The 17984-nt window shown below is 59.1% G+C and carries 17 protein-coding genes; 6 read left to right on the top strand and 11 right to left on the bottom strand.

Going from position 1 to position 17984, the window contains the following annotated elements:
- Positions 1–48 precede the first annotated feature (48 nt).
- Genes JTA15_RS01730 through JTA15_RS01715 form a run of 4 tightly spaced genes read right to left on the bottom strand, consistent with a single transcriptional unit; the run spans position 49 to position 4876 of the window.
- Positions 49–1290 (bottom strand): LVIVD repeat-containing protein, encoded by a 1242-nt coding sequence (locus JTA15_RS01730; RefSeq protein WP_219372803.1) that lies wholly within the window; start codon positions 1288–1290, stop codon positions 49–51.
- Positions 1287–2351, bottom strand: coding sequence for a sugar ABC transporter substrate-binding protein (locus JTA15_RS01725; protein ID WP_020885017.1), 1065 nt, complete (start codon positions 2349–2351; stop codon positions 1287–1289). The genes JTA15_RS01730 and JTA15_RS01725 overlap by 4 nt, the downstream gene beginning before the upstream one ends.
- A gap of 30 nt (positions 2352–2381) precedes the next feature.
- A complete protein-coding gene (locus JTA15_RS01720) occupies positions 2382–3377 on the bottom strand; it encodes an ABC transporter permease (protein ID WP_025204689.1) in 996 nt (331 codons plus the stop codon).
- Positions 3374–4876 (bottom strand): sugar ABC transporter ATP-binding protein, encoded by a 1503-nt coding sequence (locus JTA15_RS01715; protein WP_219372802.1) that lies wholly within the window; start codon positions 4874–4876, stop codon positions 3374–3376. Before JTA15_RS01715 ends, JTA15_RS01720 begins: the two co-directional genes overlap by 4 nt.
- 161 nt (positions 4877–5037) lie before the next feature.
- Here JTA15_RS01715 and JTA15_RS01710 point away from each other — a divergent pair, with 161 nt between their 5' ends.
- Positions 5038–6126 carry an oxidoreductase gene (locus JTA15_RS01710; RefSeq protein ID WP_219372801.1) on the top strand — a complete coding sequence of 363 codons (1089 nt, stop codon included), beginning with the start codon at positions 5038–5040 and terminating at the stop codon, positions 6124–6126.
- A 57-nt stretch (positions 6127–6183) separates the two neighbouring features.
- Positions 6184–6927, top strand: coding sequence for an SDR family NAD(P)-dependent oxidoreductase (locus tag JTA15_RS01705; RefSeq protein WP_014169080.1), 744 nt, complete (start codon positions 6184–6186; stop codon positions 6925–6927).
- A 53-nt stretch (positions 6928–6980) separates the two neighbouring features.
- On the opposite strand, the gene JTA15_RS01700 is transcribed toward JTA15_RS01705, so the two are convergent.
- On the bottom strand, positions 6981–7178 hold the full coding sequence (locus tag JTA15_RS01700; RefSeq protein ID WP_014169079.1) for a YbdD/YjiX family protein: 198 nt from the start codon (positions 7176–7178) through the stop codon (positions 6981–6983).
- A gap of 58 nt (positions 7179–7236) precedes the next feature.
- The gene (gene cstA / locus JTA15_RS01695; RefSeq protein WP_014169078.1) at positions 7237–9342 is read right to left on the bottom strand and encodes a pyruvate/proton symporter CstA; all 2106 of its coding nucleotides are present in this window, start codon (positions 9340–9342) and stop codon (positions 7237–7239) included.
- A 281-nt stretch (positions 9343–9623) separates the two neighbouring features.
- On the opposite strand from cstA, the gene JTA15_RS01690 reads away from it, so the two are divergent.
- The 3 genes from JTA15_RS01690 to JTA15_RS01680 are packed head-to-tail and all read left to right on the top strand — an operon-like array spanning position 9624 to position 11933.
- Positions 9624–10346: a nucleoside recognition domain-containing protein gene (locus tag JTA15_RS01690; protein WP_020885022.1), complete on the top strand. Its 723-nt coding sequence runs from the start codon at positions 9624–9626 to the stop codon at positions 10344–10346.
- Positions 10343–10807: a YjiG family protein gene (locus JTA15_RS01685; protein WP_219372800.1), complete on the top strand. Its 465-nt coding sequence runs from the start codon at positions 10343–10345 to the stop codon at positions 10805–10807. The genes JTA15_RS01690 and JTA15_RS01685 overlap by 4 nt, the downstream gene beginning before the upstream one ends.
- 13 nt (positions 10808–10820) lie before the next feature.
- Positions 10821–11933, top strand: coding sequence for a M20 family metallopeptidase (locus JTA15_RS01680; RefSeq protein ID WP_219372799.1), 1113 nt, complete (start codon positions 10821–10823; stop codon positions 11931–11933).
- A gap of 47 nt (positions 11934–11980) precedes the next feature.
- Here the strand turns inward: JTA15_RS01680 and entH are convergent, their stop codons facing one another.
- From entH to entC, 5 genes are read right to left on the bottom strand one after another with little or no spacing between them, the layout of a single operon-like run.
- On the bottom strand, positions 11981–12394 hold the full coding sequence (gene entH / locus JTA15_RS01675) for a proofreading thioesterase EntH (RefSeq protein WP_219372798.1): 414 nt from the start codon (positions 12392–12394) through the stop codon (positions 11981–11983).
- Positions 12395–13150, bottom strand: coding sequence for a 2,3-dihydro-2,3-dihydroxybenzoate dehydrogenase EntA (gene entA, locus JTA15_RS01670; protein WP_020885024.1), 756 nt, complete (start codon positions 13148–13150; stop codon positions 12395–12397). It abuts the gene before it with no gap.
- On the bottom strand, positions 13150–14004 hold the full coding sequence (locus tag JTA15_RS01665; RefSeq protein ID WP_014169072.1) for an isochorismatase: 855 nt from the start codon (positions 14002–14004) through the stop codon (positions 13150–13152). The genes entA and JTA15_RS01665 overlap by 1 nt, the downstream gene beginning before the upstream one ends.
- Before the next feature lie 10 nt (positions 14005–14014).
- Positions 14015–15625 carry a (2,3-dihydroxybenzoyl)adenylate synthase EntE gene (gene entE / locus JTA15_RS01660; protein WP_032677663.1) on the bottom strand — a complete coding sequence of 537 codons (1611 nt, stop codon included), beginning with the start codon at positions 15623–15625 and terminating at the stop codon, positions 14015–14017.
- A gap of 9 nt (positions 15626–15634) precedes the next feature.
- Positions 15635–16810: an isochorismate synthase EntC gene (gene entC, locus JTA15_RS01655; RefSeq protein ID WP_014169070.1), complete on the bottom strand. Its 1176-nt coding sequence runs from the start codon at positions 16808–16810 to the stop codon at positions 15635–15637.
- A 187-nt stretch (positions 16811–16997) separates the two neighbouring features.
- Here entC and fepB point away from each other — a divergent pair, with 187 nt between their 5' ends.
- The gene (gene fepB, locus JTA15_RS01650) at positions 16998–17957 is read left to right on the top strand and encodes a Fe2+-enterobactin ABC transporter substrate-binding protein (protein ID WP_032677662.1); all 960 of its coding nucleotides are present in this window, start codon (positions 16998–17000) and stop codon (positions 17955–17957) included.
- Positions 17958–17984 lie beyond the last annotated feature (27 nt).

Below are 17984 nucleotides of genomic sequence, written 5' to 3'. Positions count from 1 at the left end.
CGGCCCTCTCCCGATGAAGAGGGCCGTCAGAAAGACACCAGCGCGCCGTTACCCCAGATACTCAATCACCGACAATCCACCGTTATAATCCGTGCTGAAGATAATGCCCTGCGCATTGACAAACACATCGCATGACTGGATCACCTGCGGTCGATTCGGCCGCGTATCCATCATCCTCTCAGGCGCCGCCGGCACCAGCGCACCGGTTTCAACCGGACGGTAAGGATTGGAAATATCAAACGCGCGCACGCCCGCATTCTGCCAGGTCGCAAAAATCAGCGTAGAGCTGACAAAGCTTCCCGGCCGGTTCTCGTGCAGGTTGTGTGGACCAAAATGCGCCCCTTTCGCCACATAATCCCGCTCCTGCGGCTGCGGGAATGTGGAAATACTTACCGGGTTCGACGGCTCGCGAATATCAAACAGCCAGATGAACTTCTCACCGTCCTCCTGGTTATCCAGTACCGCTTCATCCAGCACCACCAGCAGGTCACGATCCGGCAATGGCAGCGCGGTGTGCGTGCCACCTCCAAACGGCGGGCTCCAGTTGCGATGGCTAATCAGCTTCGGCTGCGTGCGATCCTTCACGTCCAGCAGCGTCAGTCCCCCGTCGCGCCAGCTCCCGTAAGCGGTATCCCCGGCAATAATCGCGTGGTGCAGCGCGTAGCGTTTACCTTCCGGCCAATTGGGTTGCTCACCGTCGGCCTGGTTCATCCCCGGCAGCCACCAGCGCCCGGCCACCTCAGGCTTTTGCGGGTCGGCCAGATCGATCGTCAGGAAAATATAGTCGGTAAAGCCGTCGATCAGCGCCGAAACATACGCCCAGCGCCCGCCAACGTACCAGATACGGTGAATGCCGATGCCGCTCAGGGATAAAAAGCCGATTTCACGCGGTTTGTCAGGGGTGGAGATATCAAACACCCGCAACCCGGCGCTCCAGCCTTTGTCCTGCACGTCGCGTACGGTTTCTCCTACCTGACGGGTGTAGTAGACCTTTTCGTCAGCGAAACGGGCATCTGCGAACAAGTCTCGCGCATTAATGACCAGCAGGAGATCGTCGTGCGCCTGGAGATGAACGTTCCAGGTGCCGGGCGGCGCGGGCATATAGCCTGCCGGTTTGGGATGTTTCGGGTCGCGCACGTCCACAATGGAAAAGCCCTGCGAGACCATATGCCCGATGTACGCGAAACCGCGATGCACCATCAGCTGCACGCCGTCCGGGCGACCGCCCTGGTCGCTATGGCCAATCAGCCGCATATTGCGGCTGTATTCAGGCGTGGGAAGCACACTCATTGATGTTTCGCTTCAAGCGTCGCAAACCACGGGGCGATAAAATCTTCGGTCTGACCCCAGCCTGGAATGATTTTCCCCAGCGACGCCACGTTCACCGCGCCTGGCTGTGCGGTCAGCAGCGCCTGCGGGATCGCCGCCGCTTTGAAATCATACGTGGCGGGTGTGGTTTCACCGGCAATCTTGTTGGCAATCAGACGTACGTTGGTTGCACCAATCAGCTTCGGATCCACCGCCACGCTCACTTTCCACGGGCTGCCTGGCTCGCGCATCAGCTGAAGATCCTGGTTTGAGATATCGATGCTGTAGAGTTTGATTTCGGTGCGGCCGTTCTCTTTCAGAGCTTTGTAGGCCCCCTGGCTGAAGGCATCCCAGGTTCCCCAGATGGCGTCAATTTTGCCTTTCGGGTATTTCGCCAGAATAGCGCCCACTTTATTCGCGGTATCTCCCTGCACGTCAGACGAAACGGCACCGATAGACTCCAGCTCTTTAATGTCCGGATACTGCTTCTGCAGCGCTTTATAGGCTGCCTGACGACGTTCCATCGGCGGGAAACCGGCAACCCACAGCTTCACGATGTTGGCTTTACCGTTGAAATCTTTCGCCAGCTGGCCGAAGGAGAGATGGGTCAGGGAAGCATCATCCTGCTGGGTCACGGTCACCCCGGGGATGTCGCCCTGAACGGCGGTATCAAACACCGACACTTTAATGCCGGCATCGACGGCTTTTTTCACCAGCGCGGTCGCATAGGGGTCGCGCCCCTGAGAGAGGATAATCCCGTCATATTTCTGGCTGATCGCCTGATTGACGAAGTCCTGGAATTTGGCATCGTCGCCATTGCTCAAAAAGGTGCTGACCTTAAAGCCGAGCTTTTTGCCTTCCTGAATGGCACCGGCGACAAACTGCGTGGTGTTGTCGTCAGAGCCGAGGTTACGGATCACCGCAATGCGGATGGGGCCGTCATGATTTGCAATGGCGGGCGGAAGCGGTGCGGGGGTTGCCGCAAGGCCTGGCAGCGACGTCAGTAACCCTAATGCCACCAGAGAGAGGGTGATTTTTTTCATTCTGTTTTCCCGTTGTGTTGTGATCAATCGTTAGCGTTTTTGTATGTAGGTAATCGCCAGCGCCACGGCGAGCACCAGCCCTTTTATAATGTCCATCGCGTAATAGGGTACGGAAAGCATCACCAGACCGTTCGACAGCACGCCAAGAATGACTGCCCCGACGAGCGTACCCAGCGCGTTCGGTTTTCCGGACCCGGCAAGCGAGAAGCCAATCCACGCCGCCGCAACCGCATCCATCAGATAGCCGCCGCCCGCATTCACCTGTGACGATCCAATCCGCGAGGCCAGTAAAATGCCGCCTAATCCGGCGAGCAGAGAGGCAATCACGTAGGCCGCCACCTTGTAGCGCGTGGTGCGAATACCGGAGAGACGTGCCGCCTCCGGATTACCGCCGATGGCATACATGCGTCGTCCGTGGGTGGTCAGTGACAGCCCCAGCTGTGCGAGGATCGTTACCACCAGCATGATGATCACGATAGTCGGCACCTGTCCCAGCAGGCTGAATGCCGCCGGAATGGTCCCTTCAGCCATGTCGCCGCTCGGCAGCACCATGTTTTCGGTAATTGACCCGCCGTAGCTGTAGGTCATCGCCACGCCCTGGATAACAAACAGGCTGGCAAGCGTGGCAAGCATGTCCGGGATCCGCAGGATGACAATCAGAAACGCGTTAAACAGGCCAACCAGAGTACAAAGCGCCAGGGTAATCAGTATCGATTCGGTGGTGCCGAAGCCGTACCAGACGAACAGTGACACCACCAGCGCGTTAGCCAGCGATGCCGTTGAACCAACCGACAGGTCAAACCCGCCGATGGTCAGCGAAATTGATACCCCGATAGCAATCACCGTCACGATGGCAATGGAGCGCAGGATATTGATAATGTTGTTCGGATCGAGGAAGTTGTCCGACGCCAGGCCAAAGATGGCCACCAGCGCCACCACGGTCAGCAACATGCCCCACTTGTAGAGAAAATCAAAAATTTGCTGACGACCAGACGCTGCCGCCGTCACTGAAAGGGCCTTGCTCACGACGCCGTTCCTCCGGTTGAATAATAAAGTAGTGTCTCTTCGTGGGCCTCGGCCCCGGCGATTTCCGCCACGATACGTCCGTCCCACAGCACGCAAATGCGATCGCACAGCCCCACCAGTTCAGCGAATTCACCGGAAGCGTAAATCACCCCTTTGCCCTTGCGCGCCAGGCCGTCAATTAACTGGAACAGATCGGTTTTCGCTTTGACATCGACGCCTTTGGTTGGCTCATCGAAAATCAACACGCTGGCGTCGTTGCGCAGCCACTTGCCGATGGCAATCTTCTGCTGGTTGCCCCCCGACAGACGACGCAGCACCTGCCCCGGCCCACGCGCACGCACGCCGACGCGGGCAATCACCTCTTCCGCCCAGCGCCACGCCTGACGGTGGCCGAACAGGCTCCAGCGCGAGAAGCTGTTATCCGCAGTGACCGCCAGGTTCATGCTCACCGGTTCATCAATAAAAATGCCCTCTTTGCGCCGCTCCTCCGGTACCAGCGCCAGACCGCGCAATACCGAATCCGCCGGATCGCGCGGCTGCCAGGGCTGATGATTTAGCTCACCACGCGCTACACGGCTTTTGCTGGCCCCAAACAGCGCCTTGCAGAGTTCCGTTTTGCCCGCTCCCGCCAGCCCGGCAATGCCCAGAATTTCGCCTTTTCGCAGGTGCAGGGAGATATCTTTCAACAGCGCGTCATCGTGCAGCCCTTCCACGCGCAGTAATGTCTCGTCACTGTGCGCAGGACGGGCCGGCGGATAGATATCGTTAAGCTCATGGCCAAGCATCTTCTCAACGATTGCGTCACCGCTGAGGTTCGCCATCGGGCCGGATTCAATCAGCTTGCCGTCGCGCAGCACGGTTAAGGTGTCGCAAATAGCGTTCAGTTCGTGAATACGGTGAGAGATAAACACTACGCCAATCCCCTGCTTTTGCAGACGTCTCACTACGGCGAAAAGCCGTTCGCTTTCATGGCTATCCAGCGGCGCGGTCGGTTCATCCAGAATCAGAAAACGGCAGTGGTGTGAGAGCGCCCGCGCCAGCAAAATCTGCTGCTTTTCTGCCAGCGTGCAGGTGTCGACGATGCGTCGCACATCCAGAGCGATACCCAGCTGCGCCAGCGCCTGTTTCGCCTGCTGGCGGATTGCGCGCCAGCGATAGCGATGCCCCGGCTGTGCGAGCTGATCGAGCATGATGTTTTCGGCAATGCTCAGCCCTGGTATCAGCGCGACGTCCACTTCCTGCTGCACCAGGTGGATACCCAGCCGTTTGGCATCAAGCGGCTCGCGGATCGTCACCGGCTGGTTATTAATGCAGATCTCACCTTCGTAGCGATCGTAAGTGCCGCACAGCACCGCCATCAGCGTCGATTTCCCCGCGCCGTTTGCGCCGGTCAGCGCATGCACGGAGCCGCCCATTAACGTCAAATCCACGCGCGACAACGCCTGAAAGCCGGAAAAGGCCAGGCTGATACCGCGCATCTCAAGGCGACTGGAAACCATCCGCGTTAAATCCTTCTTTCATATTGTGATTTATCGAATTTTTCACAGCTCCGGTTGACTGACAACGACGGAAAAGGCATAAGATAAAGCGAAATATTATTAGCCATCCGGATGTCCAGACATAACATCGGGTTAGCGCTTGCTAAAAAAAAGGACAACACATGAGCAACACCGATATCCGCGTCGTGCCAGGCCCGGCGAACTATTTCTCGCATCCGGGAAGCCTTGCGCACCTGAATGAATTCTTTACGCCGGAACAGCTCTCCCGCGCGGTGTGGATTTATGGCGAACGCGCCATTGAAGGCGCGCGCCCTTTCCTGCCGGAAAGCTTTCACACACCGGGGGCGAAACATCTGCTCTTTAAAGGGCACTGCAGCGAACGTGACGTCACCGATCTGGTGACGGCGTCTGGCAATAACGCCAGCGTGGTGATTGGTGTCGGCGGTGGCGCACTGCTTGATACCGCCAAAGCGGTGGCGCGCCGTCTCGGCGTGCCGGTGGTGGCTATTCCCACCATCGCCGCCACCTGCGCCGCCTGGACGCCGCTCTCCGTCTGGTATAACGATGCCGGTCAGGCGCTGCAGTTTGAGGTGTTCGACGATGCTAACTTCCTGGTGCTGGTGGAACCGCACATTATCCTCAAAGCCCCAGCGGAGTACCTGCTGGCAGGCATCGGCGATACGCTGGCGAAGTGGTATGAAGCGGTGGTCCTGGCCCCTCAACCTGAAAACCTGCCCCTGACCGTACGTCTGGGGATCAATGGCGCGCTGGCGATCCGCGACGTGCTGCTTTCCCGTAGCGAAGAGGCGCTGGCCGACCAGCAGCGTGGCGAAGCGACGCAGGCGTTCAGGGACGTTGTGGATGCCATTATTGCCGGGGGCGGAATGGTGGGCGGTCTGGGCGAGCGCTATACCCGCGTGGCGGCCGCGCATGCGGTGCACAACGGTTTAACCGTTTTGCCGCAAACGGAAAAATACCTGCACGGTACCAAAGTGGCCTATGGCATCCTGGTGCAAAGTGCGCTGCTCGGCCAGGATGACGTGCTGGCCGAGCTGGTGGCGGCCTATCAGCGCTTTACCCTGCCCACCACGCTTCGCGAACTGGAGGTGGATATCAACAACCGCGACGAGCTGGACAAGGTCATTGCCCATACGCTGCGCCCGGTGGAATCTATCCACTATTTGCCGGTCGCGCTCACCCCTGCGGTTCTGCGCGCCGCGTTTGAGAAAGTGGAATCCTTCAGCCGTTAATCGTTCCGACCGACTATACCTAATGATGATTCTCATCACTCTCGCAACGAGGTCATCATGCAGATCGATTTAACAGGTAAGAAGGCGCTGGTTACCGGCGCCAGCCGTGGGTTGGGTCGTGCCATCGCACTTTCACTGGCACGCGCCGGTGCCGATGTGGTTATTACGTATGAAAAATCCGCCGACAAAGCCCAGGCGGTCACCGAAGAGATAAAGGCGCTTGGGCGCCACAGCGAGGCGATTCAGGCCGACAGCGCCAGCGCACAGGCCATTCAGGATGCGGTTACCCATGCGGCGCGCTCCCTGGGCGGGCTGGATATTCTGGTCAACAACGCCGGGATCGCACGCGGCGGTCCGCTGGAGTCCATGACGCTGGCGGATATTGACGCCCTGATTAACGTCAATATCCGGGGCGTGGTGATCGCCATTCAGGAAGCGCTGGTGCATATGTCTGACGGCGGGCGCATTATCAACATCGGCAGTTGTCTGGCAAACCGTGTGGCGATGCCCGGTATTGCCGTCTATTCGATGACCAAATCTGCGCTCAACTCCCTTACCCGGGGTCTGGCTCGCGATCTCGGCCCGCGCGGCATTACCGTGAACCTTGTGCATCCTGGCCCGACAAACAGCGATATGAACCCGGAGGATGGAGAACAGGCTGAATCTCAGCGCCAGATGATTGCGGTAGGACATTACGGCCAGCCGGAAGACATCGCCGCCGCGGTCACCTTCCTGGCCAGTCCTGCCGCCGGACAAATATCCGGCACGGGACTGGATGTCGATGGCGGGTTAAACGCCTGATCGCATGTTGAATGTAAACAAAAGCAGATCAGCCTTTGTTTACCGAAAGAGGGTTAACAGCACTTCGCGCCGCCCTTGCCGCCGTAGCGGGCGTCCTGGCGGTCGCGGAAGAAAGCTTCATAGGTCATTGGCGTCTGGTCAGGGTGGTTGACGCGCATATGCTCGACGTAGTTGTCGTAATCCGGTACGCCGATCATCATTTTGGCGGCCTGGCCCAGGTATTTTCCTGCTTTGGAGAGGGTGTCGAACATAGTGGATGTCTCGTCTTTTATCCCCTCTCCCCGGCGGGGAGAGGGTGAGGTTGAGCGATTAATGCGCCCCTTTCGCCTGGGTCACAATCTCTTCCAGGTTCTCAGGCATTGGCTCATACGGTGTCTCTTTTGCCGTCGGCTTGTCTTCTTTCAGCGCCGCCAGTGCAGTCTTCAGAGAATACAACGCCAGCACCACAACCACCACCATAAAGAAGATGGTCAGTCCGGCGTCCAGACGGTTGTTAAACACCAGCTGCGACAGTTGTGATTCCGTATATTGCGCCGGGATCTTACCGCTGTCGATCATCGCCTGGAACTTGTTGGCGATAGCCAGGAAGCCCACTTTGTTGTCCGGGCTGAAGGCTTTCTGCCAGCCTGCCGTCAGGGTACAAATCAGCAGCCATGCGGTTGGCAGTAACGCCACCCACGCATAACGCTGACGCTTCATCTTGAACAACACTACCGCACAGAGCATCAGCGCCATGCCCGCCAGCATCTGGTTGGCAATACCAAACAGCGGCCACAGGGTGTTAATCCCCCCCAGTGGATCGACGACGCCCTGATGGAGGAAATATCCCCACGCCAGTACGCACAGCGCCGTTGCCAGCAGGTTCGCCGGTAATGAATCGGTACGTTTCAGGTTCGGTGAGATCACCCCCAGCAGATCCTGTAGCATGAAGCGTGCCGCACGCGTTCCTGCATCCACCGCCGTCAGAATAAACAGCGCTTCAAACAGAATGGCGAAGTGATACCAGAACGACACGTCCATCAGCCCGCCCAGCGCGCCGTGCAGAATATACGCCATGCCCACCGCCAGCGTTGGCGCGCCCCCCGCACGGGAAATAATTGACTGCTCGCCCACTTCACTGGCGATATGGGTCAACGTGTCAGGGGTAATGGCAAAGCCCCAGCCGCTTACCACCTGCGCGGCAGAGGCCACCACGTCAACGGTGCCGGCCGGTGCCAGCAGCGCCATTGGGCTGTTCATCGCGAAGTAAACGCCCGGGTCGATAATACAGGCCGAGACCAGCGCCATTATCGCCACGAACGATTCCATCAGCATGCCGCCGTAGCCAATCAGGCAGGCCTGATTCTCATTGGCGAGCATTTTCGGCGTGGTACCGGAGGCAATCAGCGCGTGGAAGCCAGACACCGCGCCACAGGCGATGGTGATAAACAGGAACGGGAACAGGTTGCCGGTCCAGACCGGGCCGGTGCCATCAATAAATTTGGTCAGCGCAGGCATGGTCAGCGTCGGGCGCATAATCAAAATGCCGATTGCCAGCCCCACAATCGTGCCAATTTTCAGGAAGGTGGAGAGGTAATCGCGCGGGGCCAGCAGCAGCCACACCGGCAGCACCGCCGCCACAAATCCGTACCCTACCAGCATCCACGTCAGCTGTACGCCGGTGAAATCGAAGAACGGCGCCCACGTCGGGCTCTCAGCCACCCAGCCGCCGGAGATAATGGCAAACACCAGAAAGACCAGGCCGATGACCGACACTTCACCAATGCGTCCCGGACGCAGGTAGCGAATGTAGATCCCCATAAACAGCGCCAGCGGAATGGTAAAGGCCACGGTATAGGTTCCCCACGGACTGTGGGTTAGCGCTTTCACCACAATCATCGCCAGCACCGCGAGGATGATCACCATGATCATAAAGGTCGCGATCAGGGCGATCACCCCGGCCGTGGCTCCCATCTCCTCTTTCACCAGCTCACCGAGCGAACGTCCGTCGCGGCGGGTGGAGACGAACAGCACCATAAAGTCCTGCACCGCACCGGCCAGTACGACGCCCGCGAGGATCCAGATCATCCCCGGCAGATAACCCATCTGCGCCGCCAGGACTGGCCCCACCAGCGGGCCCGCGCCGGCAATCGCCGCAAAATGGTGACCGAACAGCACTTTCTTGTCGGTAGGCACATAGTCCAGACCGTCGTTATGACGAACCGCAGGCGTCATGCGCGTGCCGTCGACCCCTAACACCGTCTTCGCGATATAGCGGCCATAAAAACGGTACGCGATCAGATAAATACAGACCGAGGCGACAACGATCCACAGCGCGTTGATCTGTTCCCCCCGGTTGAGGGCGATATAGCCCAGGGCAAATGCTCCCACAACGGAGAGCCCTGCCCACGTAAGGTATTTCCCTGAGTTGTTCATAGTTGTTGTCCGTTGTTGTGAAACAGTGAGATGTTACATTTTGTTTCTAGAACAACGCTCAAAATTTAACAACTTTGAAACGCAATAATGCGTGGTCAAACCAGACATTTACACCACATTGTTAAGCCGATCACCTTCCGCTGAAACACCCCTGCCGCCACGGGTCACACTTTTGCCTTTTTCGTCCCGACACCGCCTTACGAAATGATTTGTATCATTTTTTTTGCTCAAAACCTCGCCAGAATGACCCTGCGCAATCGCGTGCATACAAGGAAAAGGATATGAACAGTTCAGTACCTCAGGATCTCAAGGTCGGGCCCGGCGCGTACGTTGCGCTGGCGTTCGCAGCCGTTTTCTTCTCTGGCCTGCTGGGCGGAAAAGAGTGGTACGGCGTGTTTGATTTCACCACCCTCAACGGTGCGTTTGGCAAGGTGGTCAGCAAGGCCAGCCTTGAAGACGGCACCCTGACCACCGCCACCAGCGCCTTTCGCGGTACCGGCGGCAGTGGCGCAATGGACGGGTTTCTCTTTGCGCTCGGTTTAATTCCAGCCGTGATGTTTGCCCTCGGGATGATCAACGTGCTGGAGCACTATGGTGCGCTGCGTGCGGCACGTAAGCTGTTAACGCCGCTGCTGCGCCCGCTGCTGGGCATTCCCGGTACCACCGGGCTGGCGCTGATTGGCAGCCTGCAGAGCACCGATGTGGGTGCATCCCTCACCCGCAACCTGTCCGATGAAGGGCAGATTAGCGAAAAAGAGAAAGACGTTTTCGCCATGTTCCAGTTCTCCGCCGGGGCGATGATCACCAACTTTTTCTCCTCTGGTGCCATCCTCTTTACCCTGGTCGCCGTTGACGGGACGGCCGCGGTACCAACCTCCATTGGTGCCTGCATCGCCGTGATGTTCATCATGAAGATTGTCGGCGCGAATCTGCTGCGCCTGATCCTGACCGTCATCGGCAAAGATGCCCCTGAGCAACAACCGACACAAGGAGAGACCGTATGAGTGCCCCACAATCTCATCCCGTGATTACCGATGTGTTTGTCGAAGGCGCACGCAAGGGCTGGAGTATTGCCACCGGCAGCACCCTGCCCAACGTGGTCATGGCTTTTATCATCATCAAGGCGCTGGAAATTACCGGGGCACTGAAAGGGCTGGGGATGATCTTCTCCCCGCTGATGTGCCTGTTTGGCCTGCCGGGTGAAGCGGCTGCCGTGCTGATTGGCGGCTGGATGTCGATGGGCGGTGGGATCGGCGTGGCGATCGGCCTGTTTGATAAAGGCATTATTACCGGCGAGCACCTGGCGATTCTGGCACCTGCTATCTATCTGATGGGCTCACAGGTGCAGTATCTCGGCCGCATTCTGGGTGTGATCGGCACCCGCGCTAAACGTATTCCGCTGATGATTGCCATTTCGGTCATCAACGCCTTCTTAGCCATGCTGCTGATGCGCATTATTCTCTGAACAGGACGTTATTATGAACCTTGACCATTATATTGAAGAGCTGAAAACCCTGGTGAACGTGGACTGCGGCACCCGTACTGTCGCAGGCGTCGAAACCGTGGCTGGCATTATTGAAACGCTCTGGCAGCGCGAAGGCTGGCACACCGAACGGGTCAATCTGGGCGACAAAGTTGGCCCGGGCGTATTCGTCAGTAATAAGCCACAGGCGGCACAGTTCGACGTTCTGCTGGTCGGCCATCTTGATACGGTATTTGCCCCCGGCACCGTCGCCGAGCGTCCGCTGAGCGAGGACGCCACCCGTCTTTATGGCCCTGGCGTATCGGATATGAAGAGCGGCCTGCTGAATATCTTGTGGGCGATGCGTGAGCTGGACGCAGCCGACCGCGATCGTCTGGCCATTGCGATCGCCATGAATCCCGATGAGGAGACCGGCTCCGTCTATTCACACGAATGGATTGGCGAACTGGCAAAACGCGCCCGCTGCGTGCTGGTATGCGAAGCCGCGCGTGCCGACGGTTCGCTGGTGAAGGCTCGCAAAGGGATGGCGGGCTATCACCTGACGTTCAGCGGCGTGGCGGCACACGCGGGTAACGAACCGGAGAAAGGCCGCTCGGCGATAACCGCCCTGGCAAACAGCATTATTGCCATTAATGCCCTGACCGACCAGGAACGTGGCACCATGCTCAACGTCGGCGTGATCCACGGCGGCAGCGCGGCAAACGTGGTGGCCGATAAAGCCGTTGCCGAACTGGACGTGCGTTTCTGGGAAAACGATGAGTACAGCCGGGTGAACCAGGCGCTGGAGGCATTGTGTGAAAAAGGCTTTTTAGAGGGCGTCACGACCTCGTTGACGCGCGTGAACCACAAACCGGCGATGGCAGCGAGTAAAGCCACGCAGGCGCTGATGCAGCAGGTTGAAGCGGCAGGTCAGGCGGAAGGAATAGCCATTACCTGGCAGGCGGTCGGTGGTGGCAGTGATGCCAACCACACCGCCGCGCTGGGCATTCCGACCCTGGACGGGCTGGGGCCGATCGGTGCCGGGTTCCACAGCCCGGCGGAGTGGCTGGATAAAGCGTCGATTGCGCCGAGAATACGCTTGTTGAAGCGGGTGATTTCAATGCTGTAAGCCTTATCCCTCTCCCCAACGGGGAGAGGGATGTTGACCGTGCAACGCTAGCCCAAAATTTGGGTACTCAACCGGCAGGTACAGCACCGCCGTCCCTGCTCGTCGAACACCACAATCTCCCAGCTCTGGCTGGTTCGCCCAAGATGCAAGGGCTGACACACTCCGCGCACCTTCCCATGCGATACCGCGCGATGGTGCGTTGCGTTCAGCTCCGTTCCCACCACGCTTTGTCCGTCGCGGGTCATCAGAAACCCGGCCATCGACCCCAGCGTTTCCGCCAGCGCCGCCGACGCCCCGCCGTGCAACAGACCGAACGGCTGATGGGTACGCGCATCCACGGGCATTTCGGCCTCAAGCGTATCGTCACCGATGCAGGTATAGACGATGCCCAGATGCGCCACCATGGAGTTCAGACTGGTGGCGTTCATTTCTTCACGCGATAAGTGACGTTTCCAGATCATCTACGCCCCCAGCGTGGAGCCGCCGTCCACCACGATATCCTGCAACGTGATATGGCTGGCAGCATCGGAGGCGAGGAACAGCACCGTGCTGGCAATCTCCTGCGGACGGGCGATTTTGCCCAGCGGAATACCGAGCTTGAACTGCTCACCAAAGCCGCGAATACGCTGCTGCTCAGCGTCGTCGCTTTTCCACAGGGTGCGCTGCATATCGGTATCCGTTGACCCGGGCGACACCAGATTACAGCGCACGCCACTGCCCGCCAGCTCAAGCCCGACGGTCAGCGCCAGGCTTTTTAGCGCCGCTTTCGACGCACCGTAGGCGCTCATTCCGATACGCGGCGTGTGGGCCGCGTCAGACGCCACGGTGACAATCGCCCCGCTTTGCTGGCGACGGAACTGGCCCATCGTCTGCTGGAACAGGTTAAATGCCCCGCCGACATTAACCGCGAAGGTTTGCTGCCAGTCCTCCTGCGCAATCTGGTCGGTCGCGCCCATACGCAGTATTCCCGCCGCGTTCACCAGCACGTCCAGACGCTCAAGCCTTGCCAGCGCGCGCCCGCACACCTCGCGGACCTGTGCGGCATCCGCGATGTCCAGCGTTTCGGTGGCAAAGGGATACGCTTCCTGCGGGAAGGCCAGGTCGAATCCGGTGACCTGCGCGCCCGCTTCAACAAACGCCCGCGCCGTCGCGTAACCGATGCCCTTACCCGCGCCCGTTACCCAGACGGTTTTGCCGGTAAAATCGAACCCCGCCATCACTTCACCTCGCGGGAAAGCAGCGCCCACCAGGCGTCGAGGGTGGGATTTTTCGCCAGCATCACAAAGTCGATATCGCCGTGCACTTTGCGCCAGCGGGCGGCCAGCGCCATCATGCGCACCGAGTCCAGACCGTAGTCGATCAGGTTTTCGTCATCCATCGGCTCATCTGATTCATCCAGCAGCGGCAGGATGATGTCACGCAGCGCCGCTTTCGTGGCCGGAATGGACGGCAGCAGGTCGTCCGTCATGACCACCCGGCCGGCGCGCCCTGCGACGTAGTTCAGGGACATCAGGTGCTCATCGCGGGTAAAATCGGCCAGCGCATCGGCGATAAAGAACGGTTTGATATCCCGCATAAAAGCGTCTGTAGCGGTCGTCATGCAGCCAATATGGGCGTAAACCCCGGTGATCAGCAGCTGGTTGCGCCCCGTCTCTTTCAGCATCAACTCCAGCGGCGAGCGGTGGAACGCGCTGTAGCGCCACTTCACCAGTACCGTATCGGCTTCATCCGGCGTCAGCTGAGACACAATGCGCTGCTGCTCTGGTGAGCGGGTCAGCCCCGGTCCCCACATATCGTTCAGCAAGGCGCGGTCTTCATCGCTCTGCGCTTTCGGCTGAGCGGTGTAGTAAACCGGAATATTGTGTTGCTTGCAGTAATCGCGAAGTCTGGCGATATTCGCGACCACCTGGGCCATCATCGGGCTGTTTTCGCCCCAGAAGTTCAGGAAATACTCCTGCATATCATGGATCAACAGCGCGGCACGTTCTGGCTCAAACGCCCAGTTCACTTTGTTATCTGGCAGGTCTGCGGCCGTCGGCAGCGCATAAGCGGTTAATTGTGGAATGGCCATACTCTGTTCCTTAGCCCCGGGCGCGTTCAGCTAGCCACAGGCGCAACTGTTTCTTATCGACTTTGCCGACGGGCGTTAACGGAAGCGCATCAACGCTCTCCACGCGGTCCGGCAGTTTAAATTCTGCAACGCCCTGCTCACGCAGGAAGCGGCGCACCTCCACCGCACGCAGTGGCTCTTTCACCACCAGATACGCGCAGCTCTTTTCACCCAGCAGGCTGTCCTCCATGCTCACCAGGGCCGCGTGGATCACCGCGTCGTGGCGCAGCAGCAGGTTTTCAATCTCTTCTGCGGCAATCTTTTCGCCGCCACGGTTGATCTGATCTTTCTCCCGTCCCTGAACGGTGATGTAGCCCTGTTCGTCAATGGCGATCAGATCCCCGGAGCAGTAAAAGCCGTCCGCATCAAAGGCGCTGGCGTTGTGCTCCGGACTGTTGAAATAGCCGCGGAAGGTATACGGCCCGCGGGTCATCAGGCGCCCGACTTCACCGCGCGGGAGCGGATTACCGTGCTCGTCCGCCACCCACACTTCGTCATCCGGGCACATCGGGCGCCCCTGCGTATTGATAATGCGTTCCGGCGTATCATCGAGCGCGGTGTAGTTCACCAGCCCTTCCGCCATACCAAACACCTGCTGCAGCTGGCAGCCAATTTCTGCCGGAATACGCGCCGCGAGCGTCGCGGACAGGCGCGCCCCACCGACCTGCAGCAGCGTCAGCGATGAGAGCGGGGCATTCCCTGCACCGTCGGCAATCGCCTGCAGCCACAGGCTGACCGCCGGGGGCACCAGCGAGGTAACCGTGATCTGATGTTTTTCTATCAGCGGGAAGCAGATTGTGGCGCTCGGATCGTTTGCCAGCACCACGCAGCCCCCCGCCGTAAAGACGCCTAACGAGCCGGGCGAGCTCATGGCGTAGTTATGGGCCGCTGGCAGCGCATTCAGATAACGCGTGTCCGCGGTAATCCCGCAGATCGCATTGCTGCGACGGATGCTGTAGTCATAGTCGTTATGCGTACGCGGGATCAGCTTCGGCGTGCCGGTACTCCCGCCCGAGAGCTGGAAGAACGCCACTTCGTCGGCAGGGGTCGGGTTCGGAATGAAATTTTCTGCCGGATGCGCAATCGCCGCGTCCAGCGCATGTTCACCCTTGTCGCCGCGCAGCAGCACGACGCGCACCGAACGGTGCTCATCGACAAAAGTATTGAGGAAGTCATCCCCCGCAAACAGGGCGTGCTCGCGATCGGCTATCAGCAGTGCAGGTTTGATCTGCGCGGCGTAGGCGTTCAGCTCCGAGCGCTGATGGCTAAAGAGCGCATTGACCGGCGCCACGCCCACCTGCAGCAGGGCGAAAAAGGTCATGTAAAACTCGCACACGTTGCCAAGCTGCACCAGCGCCGTTTCACCGCGATGGAGCCCCAACGCCTGCAGCCGCGATGCCAGGTTATTCACGGCCTGGTTAAACTCGCGGTACGTTATGCGACGGTCACCGTCGACGATCGCCACCGCATCGTTATTCGCCTGATCCGTCAGGATGTGGGTCAGCGGCAGATCCTGCCAGTAGCCTTTTTCACGGTAGCGCCGGGCAAAATCCTCGGGCCAACGGGTAAAGGGAAGGGTCATGAGTGTTCCTTAGTGCAAACCAAAAACATTGAGCATGGTGGAGAGTTTTACGCCGGTTTCACGCCACTCGCCCACGGGTGAAGAGGCCGGGACAATGCCCGCGCCGGCAAACAGGCGAACGGTATTCTGCTGCAGACGTGCGCAGCGGATGGTGACCACCCATTCGCCATTGCCTTCACTGTCACACCAGCCGACGATGCCGCCGAACAGCTCGCGATCGAACGGCTCCAGCCCGGCGATCAACGCCTTAGCAGCCTGATGCGGGAAACCGCTCAGGGCTGGCGTCGGGTGCAGTAGGCAGGCCAGCGTCAGCGCGTTTTCGTTTTCACGCGCCTCACCTTCCACCGGCGTGGCCAGATGCCAGAGCGTGGGGGTGGTGATCAACTGTGGGGAGGACGGCATGCTGAGGTGATGGCTGCGCGGTTTGAGAATGGCTTTCATCGCCTGGGTCACCAGGTCATGCTCGTGACGATCTTTTTCGGACGCCAGCAGCTTGTTGCCCGCCTCGCGATCCAGCACGTCATCCGGCTGACGACGCGCGGAGCCTGCCAGCGGCAGAGAGCTAAAATGCGCCCCTTCTTTACGCAGCAGCAGTTCCGGGCTTGCGCCGAGCAGCACGCCACCGTCTTCCAGCGGTACGTGGAAGTTGTAGCTGGCCGGGTTCTGGGCGATCAGCCGCTCCATGAGCGCACCGCTATCAATCGGTTTGTCGGTAACGATATCAATCAGGCGCGACAGCACCACTTTGTTCACCTGCGGCGTGGCGGTGAGGGCAGCCGCGCGGGCGACCATCTCTTCAAATACCGGCTGCGGTGGGATCTCGGTGCGTTTTTCCACCTTCAGCGCCTGTGAGCCAGCAACATAGCGGGCGGACTGCTGACGCGCCGGGCGAGAAAAGGTCTGCCAGCGTTGCGGAATAAACAGCGACGACGGCTTGCGGGTATCAAACGGAATGGCACCCACCATCACAGGATGGGCAATGCCGCTGGCTTTTGCGTTGCGGAAAGCCTGGGCTAATTTCTGCTGAAACTGTCCTGCCGGATCGTCACCCCCGACGGCGGATTCAGAGAAGCGGGAAAAACAGCCGGACGTGGTAAAACTGCGGTAAGGCGACATAAAGAAAAAGCTGTCTGATTGCAGCGTGCTGGCGGTGTGCTGAACTTCCTCAGCCAGGGACGTATCCATTTCATCCTCCTAAAATGATAAAGGCAGTAATAATGATTATCATTTATATTTACGCTCGCTAACCTAATCTCACATCGCGTCGCTGTCAACCGCAGAGCAAACATCTTCTTCGGGTAACGCTTGCATCCCGTCGTCGCAGACATGAAAATGAGAAGCATTAACTTCAACAGAAACAGGATGCCACGTTGTGAAATGTCTTGCCGTCTGCCGTAATCCCCTGCTTTTCATCGGACTTTTTGTTTTAGGACTTACCTCAGCGCTTGCCGCCGACTGGCCGCGTCAGGTGACAGACAGCCGCGGCGTGCATACGCTTGAGCACAAACCGACGCGCATCGTCTCCACCAGCGTGACCCTGACCGGCTCCCTGCTGGCGATTGACGCGCCGGTCATTGCCAGCGGCGCCACCACGCCCAACAATCGCGTGGCGGATGCGCAGGGATTCCTGCGCCAGTGGGGCGATATTGCGAAACAGCGTCAGCTTGCGCGTCTGTACATTGGCGAGCCGAGCGCCGAAGCGGTGGCCGCCCAGATGCCGGACCTGATTTTGATCAGTGCCACCGGCGGGGATTCGGCGCTGGCGTTGTATGACCAGCTTTCAGCTATCGCGCCGACGCTTGTTATTAACTACGACGACAAAAGCTGGCAGGCGCTGCTAAAACAGCTCGGCACAATCACGGGTCAGGAAAAACAGGCCGCCGAGCGCATCGCCGCGTTTGATAAGCAGCTTGCCCAGGTGAAACAGCAGATGACATTACCGCCGCAGCCGGTGAACGCCATCGTCTACACCGCCGCCGCACACTCGGCAAACCTGTGGACGACGGAATCCGCTCAGGGCCAGTTATTACAGCAGTTGGGCTTTACGCTGGCTGAACTGCCTGCCGGATTGCACACCTCCAAAAGCCAGGGTCAGCGTCACGATATTATTCAGTTAGGCGGGGAAAATCTGGCAACCGGGCTGAACGGCGAAGGGCTGTTCCTGTTTGCCGGTGATCAGAAAGATGTGGATGCGATTTACGCCAATCCGCTGCTGGCGCACCTTCCTGCCGTGCAGAACAAGCGCGTCTGGGCACTGGGAACAGAGACGTTCCGCCTGGATTATTACAGTGCAATGCGGGTACTGCAGCGTTTAGACGCACTGTTCAGGTAAGAGGCTAACCCGGCCCTCTTGGTGAGA

The organism is Enterobacter sp. BIDMC 29 (genome assembly GCF_019378755.1).
Lineage (GTDB): Bacteria > Pseudomonadota > Gammaproteobacteria > Enterobacterales > Enterobacteriaceae > Enterobacter > Enterobacter ludwigii.
Note: the sequence above shows the minus strand (reverse complement) of the source record. Positions and strands in the feature narration are given on the sequence as shown.